Origin of the sequence: Pseudogemmobacter blasticus (assembly GCF_003071405.1) — a bacterium.
In the GTDB taxonomy this organism is placed as follows: Bacteria; Pseudomonadota; Alphaproteobacteria; order Rhodobacterales; family Rhodobacteraceae; genus Pseudogemmobacter; species Pseudogemmobacter blasticus.
The window spans coordinates 1,683,039-1,700,207 of sequence record NZ_CP020470.1; the positions used below are offsets into that span (position 1 = coordinate 1,683,039).

Sequence of the window (17,169 nt, forward strand, 5' to 3'; positions counted from 1 at the left end):
CCGGCTCAGGGCCGGGGCTTGTCGTCCCAGTCCTTGGTCAGGATGCGGTTGGCATCGCCTTCCATATCGTCGAACTGGCGGTGCCGCATGGCCCAGACAAAGGCCACAAGGCCGATGCCGCCCAGAAACAGCGACACAGGGATAAGGATGCCCAGAATTTCCATTACTTCAGCCTCAAGGCGTTGAGCGAGACCGTGATCGAGGAGAGCGACATCGCCAGAGCCGCGGCCAGCGGCGTGGCGCTGCCGATCAGGGCCAGCGGTACCGCCACCACGTTGTAGCCGCCCGAGATCATGAAATTCTCGACCATCCGGCGCACCGCCTGACGGCTGATGCGCAGCGCATCGGCGATGGGTGCCATGTCCTGCCCCAGCAGCACGATGTCTGATGCCACGCGGGCCGCATCCAGCGCGGTGGCCGGGCTGATCGAGACATGGGCGGCGGCCAGAGCCGCGGTATCGTTCAGCCCGTCACCCACCATCAGAACCTTGGCCCCATCGGCCGACAGCGCGGCAATCCGGGCGGCCTTTTCGGCGGGCAGCATGGCGGATTGCCATTCGGCAATGCCCAGACGGCCGGCCAGCGCGGCCACCGCCGCCTCGGTATCGCCGGACAGCAGGATGACCCTGCGCCCCTGCGCCTTGAGCGCGGCCATCACCTCGGCCGCACCGGGGCGCAGGCGGTCGGCAAAGGTATAGGCGCGGGGCTTTTCGCCTTCGCCGGTGCAAAGATAGGTGGCGGTCACCGGCAGGCCTTCGCCATTGCACCATTCAGCGCGGCCAAGGCGCACCTTGCGGCCCTTCCATTCCCCTTCGATGCCATAGCCGGGCACTTCGCGGATCTGGTCAACACGAGCGGGTTTCAGGCCGCGCGCCCGCGCCGCTTCGGCCAGGGCCAGCGCCAGCGGGTGGGACGAGGCCCCGGCCAGTGCCAGCGCGACTTCGGTCGCGGTATCGGGATGATCGGCCAGATTGGTGGCCTCGGGCGTGCCAAGGGTCAGGGTGCCGGTCTTGTCGAAGCAGACCGTGTCCACCTCGGCCAGACGTTCCAGTGCATTGCCCTGCTTGATCAGCAGACCCTTGCGGAACAGCCGGCCGCTGGCCGCCGTGACCACGGCCGGAACCGCCAGCCCCAGCGCGCAGGGGCAGGTGATGATCAGAACCGCGGCCGAGATGTTGATGGAATAGCGCAGGTCGCCACCCGTCTTCCACATCCAGAAGCCGAAGGCGGAAAAGGACAAGAGATGCACCAGCGGCGAATACAGCGCCGAAGCCCTTTCGGCGAGGCTGGTGTAGCGGGTCTTGGCGCTTTCGGCGACGGCCACCAGATCGGCCATGCGGTGCAGGCTGGAATCCTTGCCCGCGGCGGTAACGCGCAAGGTCAGCGGGCCGGTCAGGTTGACCTCGCCCGCGCTGACTGCGCTGCCCTCGCCCGCCCAGACCGGCAGGCTTTCCCCGGTCAGAACACTGCGGTCCACCTCAGAGGTGCCCTCGACCACGATCCCGTCCACCGGCATCCGGCCGCCGGGGCGCACCAGCACCAGATCGCCGGCGGCAACCTCGGCAATCGGCTTCGGCACCTCGGCCCCGTCGATCAGAACGATGGCGCGCGGCACTTCCAGCGCGGCCAGTTCCTGCGCCGCCGACCGCGCGATGGCGCGGGTGCGGTGGTCAAGATAGCGGCCCAGAAGCAGGAAGAAGCACAGCATCACCGCCGCATCGAAATAGGCGTGATGGCCGGAATAGATGGTCTCGAACAACGAGATGGACGAGGCCAGGATCAGGGCCAGGCTGATCGGAACATCCATGCCCAAGCGCCCGACCCGCAACGAGGCCCAGGCCGACTTGAAGAAGGGTTGCCCCGAGAACACCACCGTGGGCAACGCGATGGCCGCGGAAATCCAGTGGAACAGGTCGCGGGTCACGCCTTCGGCGCCCGACCAGACGGCGACAGACAGCAGCATGACGTTCATCATGCTGAAAAAGGCCACCCCCAGCCGCATCAGCAGGTCGCGGGCCTGCCTGTCGGTTTCGGTGGTCGACAGAAGGCCGGGGTCCAGTTCGTGCGCCTCATAGCCCACGGACCGCATCACCTCGATCATCTGCGGCACGGTCACCTGCGGGTCGGCATCCACGGACAGCCGCCGGAGCGACAGGTTCAGCCGCGCAGACCGGACACCGGGCACCGCTTCGGCGGCATGTTCGACCGTGGAAATGCAGGCCGCGCAATGGGCGGCCGGCACCGACAGCATCAGCCGCGCGTGGCCTGCCGCCGCGGCCGAGGCCGCGATGCGTTCGGCTGACGGGGCGGCCACGCAGGCCGGGCAGGCCGACAGCCCGCCCGAAACTTCGGCCGTGCTTCCGGTGTCAGCCTCGATCCGCCCCTCGGCCACGGCCATGGCTTAGCCCTTCACCTGAAGTTGCACCCTTTGTTCAAAGGCCGTGCCATCCTTGGCGGTGGCATTGACCCGCACCAGCCAGACGCCACGGTTCAGCGCGACTTCGGCCTCGTACAGCCCCGCGACATAGGTAAAGGCGGGGGTCACGTCATCCTTGGCTTCGGTGGTGCGGCCGACCAGCACGTCCAGCGCCTTGACCTCGACCGGGTTTCCGGCGGCGTCGGTGAAGGCAATCGTCATGCGGCCACGGTCATAGACCGGGGTCATGGTCCAGCCCAGGGCCACCTGGGCATCCCGTTTGGCGTTGAACTCCTGGCTAGCGACGTAAGAGTTCTGCACATCCAGCCCCGGGAAGGTGGAGATGGCCTTCCAGGCCATCACCAGATTCACGGCGATGATGATGCCGAAAGCCCCCACGGTGATCGCCAGCACATGGCGTCCGGTCAGTTCTGCCATGGCTCAGTCCTCCTTGCCGTTGAACACGGTCTCTTTTGCGACCCGTTCTTTTCCGGGTTGGGCCGCGGTTCCCTCGTCTGCGATCCAGACCGTCACTTCGCTGCGGCCCGTCTTGGCGGCCGTGCTGCCTGCGGGAGCGGTCAGATAGAACCGCGCCTCATAGGTTTCGTTGGCCGGCACCTTGATGCGCAGATCCTGCGTTCCCTCGACGGCAACGTCCAGCGGTTCGGCAGAGGTCACCGAAATGTCATACCAGCGCTCTTCGCCATGCTTGTTGCGCAGCCGGATGTCATAGGCGTTGCGGATCGCGCCATCGGACAGCATCACATAGGTCGGGTTGCGGACCGGGGTGATGTTCACGTCAATTTCGCTGCGCAGGAACAGCGCGACCACCAGCCCCACGCCGACCCCGCCCCAAAGCAGGGTGTAAAGGATGGTGCGCGGGCGGAACACATGGCTCCAGACGCTTTTCGGCGTCTTGCCTTCGCGCTCGGCCTTTTCGTCGGTCAGCGCGAGATAGCCGATCAGGCCGCGCGGCTTGCCGATCTTGTCCATCATGTCGTTGCAGGCGTCGATGCACAGGCCGCAGGTGATGCAGGCCAGTTGCTGACCGTTGCGGATGTCGATCCCCATCGGGCAGACGTTCACGCAGGCCATGCAGTCGATGCAATCGCCGTTGCCGGCCACATCCTGCTTGCCGCGCGGCTCGCCCCGCCAGTCGCGATAGGCGATGGTGATGGTGTCCTCATCCATCATCGCGGCCTGGATGCGCGGCCAGGGGCAGGCGTAGATGCACATCTGTTCGCGTGCGAAACCGGCGAAGGCAAAGGTTGTCGCCGCCAGGATCAGCATCGTCGTATAGGCGATGGGATGGGCCTGCCCTGTCAGAAGATTGTGCATCAGCGTGGGCGCATCGGTGAAGTAGAACACCCAGGCACCGCCGGTGGCGAGGCCGATCAGGAACCAGACGGTCCATTTGATCGCCCGCTTGCGGATCTTTTCGCCGTTCCAGGCCTGGCGGTGCAGGCGGATACGCGCGTTGCGATCGCCTTCGATCCAGCGTTCGACCAGGATGTAAAGGTCAGTCCAAACGGTTTGCGGGCAGGCATAGCCGCACCAGATGCGGCCCGCGGCCGAGGTGAACAGGAACAGGCCAAGGCCGGCCATGATCAGCAGGCCGGCGACGAAATAGAACTCGTGCGGCCAGATCTCGATCATGAAGAAGAAGAAGCGGCGGTTGCCCAGATCCAGCAGCACCGCCTGATCGGGCAGGCTGGGGCCACGGTCCCAGCGAATCCACGGGAGCACATAGTAGATGCCCAGCATCACCGCCAGGAGCCACCACTTCAGGGTGCGGAACTTGCCATAGACCCGCCGTGGGAAGATTGGCTCACGCGCGGCGTAGAGGCTGGGCGGATTGGTATCTGGGGTGGACACGGAACATCTCCGGATTCATGAATATGTTTCTCACCGTGGTATGGGTCGGCTGAGAAAAGGCCACTTTGACCTGCATCAAAATCCCATCAAAGATGCGGATTATCCAGCGGGCGGGCAGAGGCGGGCGCATTTGCCGCAGGCGATGGCGGTCATACCGCCCGATGAAGAAAAGGCCGCGGCTGTGACGCGGCCCAGCCAGATGGATAAGACACCGGCACCCCATGAACGCGCGAACAGGAAGGGCCGCCGGTGCCAGCCCCCGGCGGTGGCTGGCACCGCCGGGGAAGTGGTTTGTGTCACTCGCCGCCACCGCGGCTGTGCACATAGTAGGACACCGCGCGAATGTCGTCTTCCGACAGACGGGCGTTCCAGTTCGGCATCACGCCGAAGCGGGCGTAGAACACCGACTGATGCACCGCTTCGCGCGACCCGCCGTACAGCCAGACCGCATCGGTCAGGTTCGGCGCGCCTTGCGTGCGGTCGCCTGTGCCGGCCTCGGTATGGCAGCTAGCGCAGTTTTCGACGAAGACGGTCTTGCCGGCTTCGGCCTTGGCCGCATCATGCTCCTGCCCCGAGATCTGGAGCACATATTCCACCACGTCGTCGATCTGGGTCGTGTCCAGCAGTCCGTCCGCACCCCATTTCGGCATTTCGGAATAGCGGGCTTCGGGGTCGGTGGTGTTGCGGATGCCGTGGGTCACGGTCGTATGGATGTCTTCCATCGTGCCGCCCCAAAGCCAGTCATCGTCCAGCAGGTTGGGATACCCCAGCGACTGCACACCGGCCGCGCCTGCGCCGTGGCATTGCGCGCAGTTGGTGCGGAAGACGGCCGCCCCGGCGCGTTCGGCATAGGCCGACAGATCCGGGTCATCCTTGATGGCGTTCAGATCGGTCGCGATCAGCTTTGCCTTGATCGGGCCGTTCTTGGCATCCCACTCGGCATATTCCTTCTGGCTGTCGATCCGCGAGTCCTGGCCGAGCAGGCCCTGGGTCGCGCCGTTGATCAGCGGCCATGCCGGATAGGCGATAGTATAGCCGATGCCCCACACGATGCAGGCATACAGGATCCAGACCCACCAGCGCGGCAGCGGGTTGTTGTACTCTTCGATGCCGTCCCAAGAATGGCCGGTGGTTTCCACCTGCCCGGGGGCGGCCTTTGTCACTTTCTTGGCGCACATGTCACGCCTCCTTGGCCTGGTGGGGTTTGTCGGCTTCCGCAGGACGCTTGTCGTTGCGGAAGATCGAGTTGGCGGCATCGTCCTGCACCTTGCGGGCGCCGGGCCGGAAGACCCAGACAACGATGCCAAGGAACATTGCCGTCATCGCCAGGAGACCCCAGCTATCGGCAAGTTCCCTCAGGAACGAATAGGTTTCCATCCGTCCCTCCCCATCAGCGAGCCGGGTCCGGGGTGAAGGTCGAGAAGTCGACCATCGTGCCCAGAACCTGGATATAGGCGATCAGCGCATCGGCTTCGGTCAGTTGCGGCTGGCCGTCGAAGTTGCGCACGTTCACGTCCTTGCCGCCCTTGATCGCGGCAGAGCCGTAGCGTTCCTGCAGACCCGAGCTGTCGGCGTTCGGATCGGCCTGCGCCAGGAAGTCGGCCAGCGCATTTTCCATCATCGCATCGGTATAGGGCACGCCCACCATGCGGTGCGTGGCCATCACGTCGGCGATGTACTTGCCGTCGATCACCTTGTTGAACAGGAAACCGTAGGGAGGCATCACCGATTCCGGCACCACGGCCTTGGCATAGGTGAAGTGATCCTGATGCCATTCGTCCGAGTAGCGGCCACCGACGCGGGCCAGATCCGGCCCGGTGCGCTTGGAGCCCCACTGGAACGGATGGTCATACATCGATTCCGCCGCCAGCGAGTAGTGGCCGTAGCGGACGCCTTCGTCGCGCATCGGGCGGATCATCTGGCTGTGGCAGACGTAGCAGCCTTCGCGGATGTAGATGTCACGCCCGGCCAGTTCGAGCGGGGTGTAGGGACGCATCCCGTCCACCTTCTCGATCGTGTTCTCAAGATAGAACAGCGGCAGGATCTGCACCGCCCCCCCGATGGTCACGACCAGAAAGGCCAGAACCATCAGCAGCGTGGCGTGCGTTTCAATCGCCTTGTGTTTGTCAAGGAAAGCCATGTCACTCCCCTCCCTTATTCGGCCGGGATGGCGTTGTTGGCATTCACCGGGGCCTTCGCCGGTTGTGCCTTGACGGTCATCCACAGGTTATAGGCCATGATGATGGCCCCGGTCAGGTACATGACGCCGCCCAGGGCGCGCACCACATACATCGGATACTTCGCAGCCACGGTGTCGGCGAAGGCGTTCACAAGGAACCCGTTCGCATCCACTTCACGCCACATCAGGCCTTCCATGATGCCGGTGACCCACATGGCCGAGGCATAGAGGACGATCCCGATGGTCGCGAGCCAGAAGTGCCAGCTAACCAGTTTCAGGGAGTAGAGGCTTTCCCGGTTCCACAGGCGCGGAGTCAGGAAGTAGAGCGCACCGAAGGTGATCATGCCGTTCCAGCCAAGCGCGCCGGAGTGGACGTGACCGATGGTCCAGTCGGTATAGTGCGACAGGCTGTTCACAGCCTTGATCGACATCATCGGGCCTTCGAAGGTGGACATGCCGTAGAAGCCGATCGACACCACCATCATGCGGATGATCGGGTCGGTGCGCAGCTTGTCCCAGGCGCCCGACAGCGTCATCAGGCCGTTGATCATGCCACCCCAGGACGGCATCCACAGGATGATCGAGAACACCATGCCCAGCGTACCGGCCCAGTCAGGCAGCGCGGTGTAGTGCAGGTGGTGCGGACCGGCCCAGATGTAGAGGAAGATCAGGGCCCAGAAGTGGATGATCGACAGCTTGTAGCTGAAGACGGGGCGTTCGGCCTGCTTGGGCACGAAGTAGTACATCATGCCCAGGAAGCCGGCGGTCAGGAAGAAGCCCACCGCGTTGTGGCCATACCACCACTGGATCATCGCATCCTGCACGCCGCTGGTGACCTGCACCGACTGGCTGCCGAAGATCGAGACCGGGATCGCCATGTTGTTCACCAGGTGAAGCATCGCGATGGTGATGATGAAGGACAGGTAGAACCAGTTGGCCACATAGATGTGGGGTTCCTTGCGCTTCATGATCGTGCCGGCGAAGACCACCAGATAGGCAACCCAGACCACCGTGATCAGAAGGTCGATGTGCCAAGCCGGTTCGGCGTATTCCTTGCCTTGCGACCCGCCCAGCACATAGCTGGTGGCCGCCAGAAGGATCACCGTCTGCCAGCCCCAGAACACGAATGTGGCAAGCCCACCCCCGAAAAGGCGCGCGGCGCTGGTCCGCTGCACCACATAGAACGAGGTGGTGATCAGGGCGGTTCCGCCGAAGGCGAAGATCACCGCGCTGGTGTGCAGGGGCCGCAGACGGCCGAAGTTGCCGATCCCCTGAAGAACTTCAAAGTTGAGCCAGGGCCAGGCCAGTTGGCTGGCAATGACCACGCCCACCAGGAAGCCCACGACTCCCCAGAAGGCGGTCAGCGCCACGCCGGCCCGGATCAGGCCGTCCATGTATTCGCCCGAGTTCGCCACCTTGGCATCCCCGGTTCCCCGCAGCACCACCACAAAGGCGATGGCAGAGACGAGCATGACTTCGATCGCGTTGACCATATAGGCCAGATCGCGCGCGTAGTTTGCTGCAATCGCGGCAAGAACCGCGATAGCGCCAAGCGCGATCAGCTTGACGTAATCCCACATTTTGCGTCCCTTCGTCTCTTTTTTTCATCCGTGAGACAAGTTTCGACTCATTCCACGGCGGTCTTATAGACTGTTCCGCTTGTGCTGGCCCGGCACAAGACCCGCCTTGATCTGCATCAACAAACCCGATTGACAGGCTTGACCTCGGTCAACGTAGAGCGTCCGATACCGAAATAAATACTGCACAGATCAACCGCAGGAGGCAACCATGGCCTACAAATCAATACTGACCATCGCCGCTTCCCCCGACACCGCCGCGCGCGCTGTCGAGGCTGCCGGCCTGATCGCCCGCAAGATGGATGCGCATCTCGATGCCCTCGGTCTTGGGGTCGACCGCACGCAGGTCGGCTATTCCTATGTCGGCTCGGGCGCCGTGATCCTTCAGGTCGCGATGGAACGGGCCGAGGAAGAGGCGCGCCAGATCGAGACGACGCTCAAATCGGGCATGGCGGCGCAGGGGCCCGAACTGCGCTGGTCCGTGGAATCGGCCGTGTCGCAGATGGGCGCACTGACCGATCTGGTCGCCACCCGCGCCCGCTATGCCGATCTGGTGGTGCTGCCCAAACCCTATGGCAAGACGCAGGGACCGGAAGCCGAGGCCGTGATCGAGGCAGCCATGTTCGAAGGCATGGCGCCAGTGCTGGTGGTGCCGGAAAAGGGCCTGACCTCTGCCGAACCCAAGCGGATCGCGCTGGCCTGGAACCAGAGCCGCGAGGCGATGGTTGCCGCCCGCCGGGCGTTGCCGTTGCTGAAACGGGCCGAAATGGTGACGATCACGGTGATTGACCCGCCGGCGCACGGGCCGGAACGATCTGATCCGGGCGGTCTGCTGTGCCAGTTGCTGACGCGCCACGGCGTCAAGGCCGAGGTGCAGGTTCTGGCCCGCACCCTGCCCCGCATTTCGGACGTGCTGGCGCGGCATTGCCGCGACATCAACGCCGATCTGCTGGTGATGGGCGCCTACGGCCATTCCCGCTTCCGCGAGGCCATTCTGGGCGGCGCGACGCGGAACATGCTGGAACAGACCGAAGTGCCGGTCTTCATGGCCCACTGATGGCCGGGAACGGCTTGGCAGAATGACGCGATCCGCCGCCCTGCGCAGCAACCGGGCGGCGGACAAAGGCAGGCAAAGCCCTCAGATCACCGACACCGCGCCGGCATAGGCGGCCACGATATGCACATCGGCATGGGCGGCCAGGGCGGCGATCTCTCGGTTCTGCTCTTCCGACAGCACGCCCGCCTCGGGCGCCGTGGCAATGGCGGTCAACGCCGCCTCGCGCGCCTCGTCAAAAGCGGTGCGGCGACCGGACCTTTCGTAATCGTCCCGGCCTTGCCGCCGGAACACCCGAGGCGACAATTGGTCGCGGCAGGTCGCGATGGTATGCGCAGAGTCAAGAAAGTGCCCGCCGGTGCGGATCTGCATCATCTCGTCCCAGTTCAGCGCCTCGGCTTCCAGGGAAGGCTTGCGGATGAAACGGCGCATCATCGCGCCGATTTCATTATCCAGAACCGCCTGAACCGGGCTGAACACCGTGGCACATTCCAGTTGCCCGATGCCGCCCAGAATATCGGCCCCCGCCAGCGCCACCACCTGCGCCAGCAGCGCGCGTTCGGCCATGCCCTGCACATCGACATCCGGCGTGTCAGAGCCTGATCCGTAGGTATGCGCCACCAGACCCCAGCCGCGCTTGAGAAGCTGGACCGAGAAACTGGCCGCCTGCAGGCTTTCGACGCAGGACTGCAAGGCCGATCCCGTCCGCATGTCCAGCGTGAACATCAGCGGCGTGGCGATCACCGGGGTTCCGGGCGCCAGGATATGCGCCATGACGGTCATGCCTACGATCTCGGCCGCGGCCATGATCGCCATGCTGGCCACGGAAAGCGGCGCCGTGCCGCCCGCAGAGGGCAGGCTGCAGGCATGAAGCGGCACGCCATATTCGCCCGCCTTCAGGATCACCTGCGTGTCCATGAACTTGAATTCCAGCGGCGTGAAGGAACAGGTGATGCAACTGGTGATCGGATTGGCGCGCAGGGCCGCCTCACCCCCGGCGGCAATGGCCGCGATCTTCATCAGGTAATCGACGTTCTCCCACTGGTAGGGCTGCATCCAGACATGCTTGGCGGTGCGGCTGACCAGCCGTCCGAAACTGTGAATGTCGGCGGTCTTTTCCGGCACGCCATGCACGAAGGGGTGGGCAATGAACCCCACCTCCTCCAGCGTATTGGCCACGGCGGCGATTTCGTTCACCGCCGCAATATCCATGTTGCGATAGCTGGCGTCGCGCGGGTTCACATAGCCATGCGCGCCGGTGCCCGTCCGCAGGATGAAGCCCTTGTCGGCGCGCGGCAGGTCGATGTCGAACCGCGCCTCGCGCCCGCCCAGACGAACAGCCTTGGGCGTTGCCGCCATCGCCTCTCGGATCAGGCCGCGTGGCAGGCGGATGCGGTTGGCATCGCGCCCCGGCTGCGCGCCGGCGGCAAGCAGCCTTTCATGCGCCTGGGGATGCAGGATCGCCACGCCGTAATCGGCCAGGATGTTCTCGACCCGGGCCTTCAGCCCCTCGACCTCGGCATCCGAGAGGAAACCGAAGACCGCTCGGGCAAATCCCGGAGGTTCCTGACGGAAGGCGGTGGCGGGATGGCTGGCGCGCGTCACGCGGCTGCGCTTGCCGGTTCTGTCGGGCTGTGTGTGTTCCATGGCTGCCTTCCCCCCGGGACAAGGTTGCTCATGGCACACACCGATTAGGCTGACTGCCTGCCGACTTCAGCTCAACGCAGACGTTAGCAGGACAATGGAATGCGTCAACGGGGTTGTATCGCGCCGGCGCGGCGGCCGTCAGATGAGCAGGCCGCCATCGGTATCGTCGCCCGCCTCTTCCAGCAGGCGGTCGAAATCGGGAATGGTGACGTGGCGCTTGCCTTCCAGGCTGATGACCCCGTCGCGCTTCAGCGCGCTGATCTGGCGGCTGACGGTTTCCAGCGTCAGGCCCAGGTAATCGGCCATTTCTTCGCGCGTCAGCGGCAGATCGACGACCATCTCGCCCTTCGAGCGCCGCAGCGACAGCGAGGCGTCGCGGCGGGCGATGATCGCCACCAGAGAGGCGATCTTCTCGCGCGCGGTCTTGCGGCCCAGCAGCAGCATCCATTCGCGCGCGGCATCCAGTTCGTCCAGCGTCATCTCAAGCAGGCGATGCGCGATATGCGGCGTCTGCGACATCATCTCTTCGAAGGGGCGCTTGCGGAAGCAGCACATCACCACATCGGTGGTGGCGGTCACATCATAGGCTGCGCTATTTCGTCCCGGCCGGCCGACAAAATCAGACGGAAGCAGCAGGCCAACCATCTGCCGGCGGCCATCTTCCATGGTCTGGGTCAGCGTCGCGATCCCGGTCACGACCGAGGCGACAAAGTCCATGCGGTCGCCTGACCAGATGATTGTCTGGCCGGATTGATAGCTGCGATAATACTTTATCTGCTCCAGCCGGGCGAGTTCATCGGATTCGCAACGCGCGCAGACGGCACGATGGCGGATCGGGCAATCACCACATTCCTGATGCACCGCCGGAAGATCATGCAGTGACATGCCGGGCCTTTCAACGATTGATCTGTATCAAGGCTGCCACCCCCCGACGCAACTAAGAGTAACCTTATGACAACAGATGCGCAACTCACGCGCCTCGGTCTTTTTGACGCGCGGGTGCCCCGGTACACGTCGTACCCTACGGCACCGCAATTCGGCACGTCTATTGGCCCCGGCGATTTCACCTCCTGGATCGAAGCGATCCCGGAAGGTGCCCGAATCTCGCTTTACCTGCATGTGCCGTTCTGCCGGCGCCTGTGCTGGTTCTGCGCCTGCCGCACCCAGGGCACATCGTCCGATGACCCCGTCATCGCCTATGCCCAGACCTTGAAGGCCGAAATCGCGCTGCTGGCGCGGCATCTGCCGCGCGGCGTCACGCTTTCGCGGCTGCATTGGGGGGGCGGAACCCCCACCATGCTGCCCCCCGATGAGATGCGGGCGCTGGCCGAGGCGGTCTTTGCCGTGGCCCCCATGGCCGAGGGCGGCGAATTCTCGGTCGAGATCGACCCGAACGAGGTGGACGATGCCCGCCTTGACGCGCTGGTTGCCTCGGGGATGAACCGCGCCTCGATCGGGGTTCAGGACTTCGACCTTGAAATCCAGAAGGCCATCGGCCGCGACCAGACCTATGAGATCACCCGCGAAGTTGCGGAAAAGATCCGGGATCGCGGCGTGACCAGCCTGAACTGCGACCTGCTTTACGGCCTGCCGCACCAGACCGGCATCCGCATCGCCGATTCGGTCCAGAAACTGCTGACCCTGTCGCCCGACCGGGTGGCGCTTTACGGCTATGCCCATGTGCCATGGATGAGCCGTCGCCAGCAAATGATTCCCTCGGAAGCAATGCCTTCGCCGGAAGAGCGGCTCAAGCTGTTCGAGACGGCCTCGAAGCTGTTCCTCTGGGACGGGTATGAAGAAATCGGCATCGACCACTTCGCCCGCCCCGATGACGGGCTGGCGGTGGCGCTCAAGGCCGGCAAGCTGCGGCGCAACTTCCAGGGCTATACCGACGACACCGCCCCCGCCCTGATCGGGCTGGGCGCCTCGTCGATCAGCCGCTTCCCGCAGGGCTATGCGCAAAACGCCTCGGGCACGTCTGACCACACCAAGGCCATCCGCGACGGCCGTTTCTCGACCCACCGCGGCCACGCCTTCGCGGGCGAAGACCTGATGCGCGCCCGCATCATCGAGGCCCTGATGTGTGACTTCCGCGTCGACCGGGCCGAACTGGTGCGCGACTATGGCGTGACCCCGGCCTATGTGGACAGCCTGTTCCGCACCGCCGCCTCGGGCTTTGAAGACATGCTGAAGATCGAGAATGGCGCGCTGATCATCCCTGACCGCGCCAAGCCGCTGACGCGCATGGTCGCCCGCGCCTTCGACGCCTACGACCAGTCCAAGGCGCAGCACTCGGCCGCCGTCTGACCGGCCCCCGAACACAAGGAAGGCAGCAAGTCCCTTGCTGCCTTCTTTTTTCTGCAAGGGGCAGTCCAGTCAGCCTGACTTGAGGCCCAGCCCTTCGACCAGCGCCACCAGCTTCGGCAGGCAGACCGCGTTCAGGTCATAGCGATCGCGCACCGTCTTGCGGGCATTGGCGCGCAGGGGGGCAAAGCGGGCGGGTTCGGCCAGCCCTTCGGTCAGCGCGCGGGTCCAGCCCGGCACGTCGAAGAAATCGACCAACTGGCCGTTGTAGCCATCCCGCACCACCTCCTGCACCGGCGCCACGCGCGAGGCGATCAGGTGACAGCCCGCCGACATCGCCTCCAGCATCGACCAGCTCAGCACGAAGGGATAGGTCAGATAGGCGTGCACGCGCGACACCTGCAGGATCGACAGGAAGTCGGCGTAGGGCACCCGCCCCAGGAAATGCACCCGGCTCAGGTCCATCTGGTCCTTCACCTCATCCAGGAAAATGTCCTTCCAGGCCCTGCCGTCCTTGGGGGCCGGGCCGTAGCTGACCGCGTTGCCGCCCACGATCAGCACCTGCGCCGCCGGCCGCGCGGCAAGAACGCCGGGCAGGGCGCGCAGGAAGGTGTGATAGCCGCGATAGGGTTCAAGATTGCGGTTGACGAAGGTCAGCACCTCATCGCCCGCCCGCAGCACCCGGCCATCGGGCAGCGTCAGCCGGGCCGCCGCATTGGGCACCACCGTTTCGGTGTTCACCCCGTCGAAGACCACGTCGATCATCGACCGCAGCGCCGGCGGGTGGGTCGAGGCCTGCCAGAAGGTTGGCGACAGCCCCCGGTCGGCATGTAGCAGCGCCTGCGCCAGATGCGCGGCCCGGCCCTGCGCGATCATCACCTTGTCCAGGCTGGGCGGGCCGAATTCACGGTCGAACCCGACATCGGCCCCGCGGCCGCGATAGTAGAACTCGGCATAGACCAGCAGCTTTGCCTCGGGCCACACATCCTTGAGGAACAGCGTCTCGCCCCAGCCGGAATGACCGACGATCACGTCGGGAACATAGCCATCCCGTTCTCGCAGGATGCGGGCCGCCCGGGCAACGGCGACACCCCGGTCGGACATGGTGGTGTAGTTGCGGCCCAGCCGGCAGGCGGCGGCATCGACCTCGGGCGCAGAATAGGCATAGCGCCAGACGGGAATGGCAGCCGCGCGGGTATTGGAGGCATCGGTCAGCACCCGGCAATCATGCCCGCGTGCGGCCAGCGCCGGCGCAAGGTGAAGGAATTGCGCCGGGTAATTCTGATGAACGAACAGGATCTTCATGGCTGCGCGCCACCCGGCCGCGCAAAGGCCGCCGCCAGCAGCGCGCGGGTGTACTCGGTCTGCGGCGCGGCGAACAGCGCCTGCGCCTCGCCCAGTTCGACCACATCGCCGGCCTTCATCACCATCACCTTGTGCGACATCGCCCGCACCACCCTCAGGTCGTGGCTGATGAAGATATAGGCCAGCCCCCATTTGCGCTGCAAGGCACGCAGAAGATCCACGATCTGCACCTGCACCGTCATGTCCAGCGCCGAGGTCGGTTCGTCCAGCACCACCAGCTTCGGCCGCAGGATCATGGCGCGGGCAATGGCGATGCGCTGGCGCTGGCCGCCGGAAAATTCATGCGGATAGCGCCCCATCGACGCCGGGTCGAGACCGACTTCGGTCATGATCTCGGCCACCATCTCGGTCCGGTTGCGGCGGGGATCAACACCATGGACGCCCAGGCCTTCGGCGATGATCTGTTCCACGGTCATCCGGGGCGAAAGGCTGCCGAACGGGTCCTGGAACACCACCTGCATGTGCCGCCGCATGGCCCGTACCGCCGCGCGCCCTTTTGAGCCGAAGAAGGCCGCCAGAGCGGCATCACTCGCTTCGCTGATCAGGTCGCTGTCCGGGTCGCGGGCGCGGCGGGCCTCGGCCTCGTCCCAGGTCTCGTCCAGGCGACCGATGTCACGGCCCAGAAAAAGCACTTTCCCCTGCGAACCGATCAGCCGCAGGATCGCCAGCGCCAGCGTCGTCTTGCCCGAGCCGCTTTCGCCCACGATGCCAAGCGTTTCGCCGGCCCGAACAGACAGGCTGGCGTCGTTCACCGCCTTCACATGGCCAACCGTCTTGCGCAGAAAACCCTTCTGGATCGGGAACCAGACCCGCAGATGTTCGGTCCGCACCACCTCGGGCGCGCCGGCGGGCACCGGATCGGGCACGCCCTTCGCCTCGGCCGCCAGCAGCTTGCGGGTATAGGGGTGCTGGGGGTCGGCAAAGACCGTTGCCGCTGGCCCCTGTTCGACGATCTCGCCGCCCTGCATCACGCAGACCCGGTCGGCGATGCGGCGCACGATGGTCAGGTCATGAGTGATGAACAGCAGGCTCAACCCCTCGCTGCGCTTCAGGTCGGCCAGCAGGTCAAGGATCTGCGCCTGAATGGTCACGTCCAGCGCGGTTGTGGGTTCGTCGGCCACCAGAAGTTCCGGGCCGTTGGCCAGCGCCATGGCGATCATCACCCGCTGCCGCTGCCCCCCCGACAACTGATGCGGATAGGCCGACAGCCGGCTTTCGGCATCGCGGATACCCACCTTCTGCAACAGGTCCAGAATCCGCGCCCGCGCCCTGTCGCCGGTCAGGCCCTGATGCAGGGCAAGACTTTCCCCGATCTGCCGTTCGATCGTGTGCAGCGGGTTCAGGCTGGTCATCGGCTCCTGGAAGATGAAGCTGATGTCGTTGCCGCGAACATGCCGCAACTCGGCTTCGGGCAGGCCCAGCATGTCACGGCCCTGCCACAGCACCTGCCCCGATACGGTGGCATTGTCGGACAGAAGCCGCACCGTTGACAGGGCGGTGACGGATTTCCCCGATCCGCTTTCGCCGACCAGCGCCACGGTTTCGCCCTTGGCAACGCTGAAGCTGACCCCCTTGACCGCCGGGATGATGCGGCCATCCTGCGAAAAGCTGACCTTCAGGTCACGGACATCCAGCAGGGTCATCGAAAGGTCTTCCGCGGATCGAAGGCATCGCGCACGCCTTCAAAGATGAAGATCAGCAGCGTCAGCATGGTGGCAAAGGTGAAGAACGACACCCAGGCCAGATGCGGCGCCTGCAGGTTCTGTTGCGCCTGCCGCGACAACTGCCCCAGCGAGGGGGCCGAGGACGGCAGGCCGAAGCCCAGATAATCCAGCATGGCCAGCGATCCGATGGCGCCCGTCACAAGGAAGGGCATCATGGTCAGCGTCGCCACCATGGCGTTGGGCAACATGTGGCGGAACATGATCTGCCAGTCGGGCACGCCCAGGGCCTTGGCGGCGCGGACATATTCAAAGTTGCGCGCGCGCAGGAATTCGGCCCGCACCACACCGACCAGCGCCGTCCAGCCGAACAGCACCATCAGCCCGACCATCAGCCAGAAGGATTTGGCCCAGACCGCCGTCAGGATGATGATGACATAGATCGAGGGGACCGATCCCCAAAGTTCGATGATGCGCTGGAAGATCAGGTCGGTGCGGCCGCCGAAATAGCCCTGCACCGCGCCCGCGGCGATACCCAGAACGGCGTTCAGCGCCGTCACGATCAGCGCAAAGGTGACCGACAGGCGGAAGCCGTAGATCACCCGCGCCAGCACATCGCGGCTGGTATCGTCGGTTCCCAGCCAGTTCTGTTCGCTGGGCGCGCCGGGGGCGGTGCCGCCGGTGTTGACGATGGTGTTGTAGCTGTAGGGAATGGGCGGCCACAGCACCCAGCCCTTCTGCACCGGCTGGCCCAACGCGGTGCCCTTCGTCTCGGCCTCAAGCGCAATGCCTTCCGGGTCATCCCAGCAATCCAGCGACCCGCCGGTAACGATCAGACAGCGCACCTCGGGCGTGGTATAGTTGGCCTCGGTCCGCAGGTCGCCGCCGAAGGTCTGTTCGGAATAGAACTTCAGGAAAGGTGTGTAATAACCGTCCTGATACTTCACCAGCAACGGTCGGTCATTGGCCAGCAGCTCGGCGCACAGCGACAGGCCGTACAGGATCAGGAACAGGATCAGCGACCACAACGCCCGGCGGTTGGCCTTGAAGTTGCGCCAGCGGCGCTGGTTCAGGGGCGACAGGGCCATGGC

15 protein-coding genes are annotated in these 17,169 nt (G+C 64.9%); 2 read left to right on the forward strand and 13 right to left on the reverse strand.

The window, feature by feature from the left end; translation table 11 throughout:
* Positions 1-5 precede the first annotated feature (5 nt).
* The 8 genes from ccoS to ccoN all read right to left on the reverse strand — a co-directional run bounded on the left by ccoS (position 6) and on the right by ccoN (position 8,050).
* A complete protein-coding gene (gene ccoS, locus B6K69_RS08225; protein WP_107673924.1) occupies positions 6-164 on the reverse strand; it encodes a cbb3-type cytochrome oxidase assembly protein CcoS in 159 nt (52 codons plus the stop codon).
* A complete protein-coding gene (locus tag B6K69_RS08230) occupies positions 164-2,398 on the reverse strand; it encodes a heavy metal translocating P-type ATPase (protein WP_108643440.1) in 2,235 nt (744 codons plus the stop codon). Before B6K69_RS08230 ends, ccoS begins: the two co-directional genes overlap by 1 nt.
* A 3-nt stretch (positions 2,399-2,401) precedes the next feature.
* The gene (locus B6K69_RS08235) at positions 2,402-2,854 is read right to left on the reverse strand and encodes a FixH family protein (RefSeq protein ID WP_107673926.1); all 453 of its coding nucleotides are present in this window, start codon (positions 2,852-2,854) and stop codon (positions 2,402-2,404) included.
* A gap of 3 nt (positions 2,855-2,857) precedes the next feature.
* Positions 2,858-4,291, reverse strand: coding sequence for a cytochrome c oxidase accessory protein CcoG (ccoG, locus tag B6K69_RS08240; RefSeq protein ID WP_108643441.1), 1,434 nt, complete (start codon positions 4,289-4,291; stop codon positions 2,858-2,860).
* Positions 4,292-4,587: 296 nt separating this feature from the next.
* Positions 4,588-5,469, reverse strand: coding sequence for a cytochrome-c oxidase, cbb3-type subunit III (gene ccoP / locus B6K69_RS08245; protein ID WP_108643442.1), 882 nt, complete (start codon positions 5,467-5,469; stop codon positions 4,588-4,590).
* 1 nt (position 5,470) lies between these two features.
* Positions 5,471-5,668, reverse strand: coding sequence for a cbb3-type cytochrome c oxidase subunit 3 (locus B6K69_RS08250; protein WP_107673929.1), 198 nt, complete (start codon positions 5,666-5,668; stop codon positions 5,471-5,473).
* A 13-nt stretch (positions 5,669-5,681) separates the two neighbouring features.
* Entirely contained in the window at positions 5,682-6,431 is a 750-nt protein-coding gene (gene ccoO / locus B6K69_RS08255; RefSeq protein ID WP_107673930.1) for a cytochrome-c oxidase, cbb3-type subunit II, read from the reverse strand.
* Positions 6,432-6,445: 14 nt separating this feature from the next.
* A complete protein-coding gene (ccoN, locus tag B6K69_RS08260; protein ID WP_107673931.1) occupies positions 6,446-8,050 on the reverse strand; it encodes a cytochrome-c oxidase, cbb3-type subunit I in 1,605 nt (534 codons plus the stop codon).
* Between the two features lie 208 nt (positions 8,051-8,258).
* Between ccoN and B6K69_RS08265 the strand changes: the two genes are divergently transcribed.
* Complete coding sequence (locus tag B6K69_RS08265; protein ID WP_108643443.1) at positions 8,259-9,104, forward strand: universal stress protein; 846 nt, start codon at positions 8,259-8,261, stop codon at positions 9,102-9,104.
* A gap of 81 nt (positions 9,105-9,185) precedes the next feature.
* Here the strand turns inward: B6K69_RS08265 and B6K69_RS08270 are convergent, their stop codons facing one another.
* Both B6K69_RS08270 and fnrL read right to left on the reverse strand, forming a co-directional pair.
* Positions 9,186-10,748 (reverse strand): trimethylamine methyltransferase family protein, encoded by a 1,563-nt coding sequence (locus tag B6K69_RS08270; RefSeq protein WP_108643444.1) that lies wholly within the window; start codon positions 10,746-10,748, stop codon positions 9,186-9,188.
* A 138-nt stretch (positions 10,749-10,886) separates the two neighbouring features.
* Positions 10,887-11,633 carry a transcriptional regulator FnrL gene (gene fnrL / locus B6K69_RS08275; RefSeq protein WP_107673934.1) on the reverse strand — a complete coding sequence of 249 codons (747 nt, stop codon included), beginning with the start codon at positions 11,631-11,633 and terminating at the stop codon, positions 10,887-10,889.
* Positions 11,634-11,699: 66 nt separating this feature from the next.
* Here fnrL and hemN point away from each other — a divergent pair, with 66 nt between their 5' ends.
* Positions 11,700-13,055 (forward strand): oxygen-independent coproporphyrinogen III oxidase, encoded by a 1,356-nt coding sequence (gene hemN / locus B6K69_RS08280; protein WP_108643445.1) that lies wholly within the window; start codon positions 11,700-11,702, stop codon positions 13,053-13,055.
* 69 nt (positions 13,056-13,124) lie between these two features.
* Here hemN and B6K69_RS08285 read toward each other — a convergent pair whose 3' ends face one another.
* From B6K69_RS08285 to B6K69_RS08295, 3 genes are read right to left on the reverse strand one after another with little or no spacing between them, the layout of a single operon-like run.
* Positions 13,125-14,357, reverse strand: a complete 1,233-nt coding sequence (locus tag B6K69_RS08285) for a glycosyltransferase (RefSeq protein WP_108643446.1) — start codon at positions 14,355-14,357, stop codon at positions 13,125-13,127.
* On the reverse strand, positions 14,354-16,060 hold the full coding sequence (locus B6K69_RS08290; protein WP_108643447.1) for an ABC transporter ATP-binding protein: 1,707 nt from the start codon (positions 16,058-16,060) through the stop codon (positions 14,354-14,356). The genes B6K69_RS08285 and B6K69_RS08290 overlap by 4 nt, the downstream gene beginning before the upstream one ends.
* Positions 16,057-17,166, reverse strand: coding sequence for an ABC transporter permease (locus B6K69_RS08295; RefSeq protein ID WP_108643448.1), 1,110 nt, complete (start codon positions 17,164-17,166; stop codon positions 16,057-16,059). Before B6K69_RS08295 ends, B6K69_RS08290 begins: the two co-directional genes overlap by 4 nt.
* Positions 17,167-17,169: the final 3 nt, after the last annotated feature.